General features: G+C 62.8%; 1 protein-coding gene. It reads right to left on the bottom strand.

The annotated features are described in order from the left end of the window. Positions 1 to 317 (bottom strand): transposase (locus CWO89_RS45395; protein WP_207234743.1); only part of this gene is annotated, 317 nt, incomplete at both ends.

The raw sequence follows: 317 nt of genomic DNA, 5'->3' as shown, positions 1-317 counted from the left end.
TCATGTTCTCGGCGATGTTGGTACAGGCGAGCGATCGACGAAGCTCCTTCGGCAGCTTCAACCGGACGACGGTCAGGATTTCGTCGAGGCCTTCGAGGATGCTGGCCGCTACGCCGGGCCATTGCTGGTCGAGTCGACGCGCGAGATTGCGGATCAATTTTTCAGCCTTGTCGGCGTCATCGAGCTCCCAGGCCTGGCGCAGCACCCGACGGGTGGCCGCATGATGCTGTTTCGGCAAGCGTTCCATAATGTTGCGGGCCTTGTGGATCTGGCAGCGCTGGATCGCAGCGGCCGAACCGAAGGTGCGGCGGATCGCC

Origin of the sequence: Bradyrhizobium sp. Leo170 (genome assembly GCF_004296405.1) — a bacterium.
Classification (GTDB): Bacteria; Pseudomonadota; Alphaproteobacteria; order Rhizobiales; family Xanthobacteraceae; genus Bradyrhizobium.
This window is presented reverse-complemented; position numbering and strand designations above follow the sequence as displayed.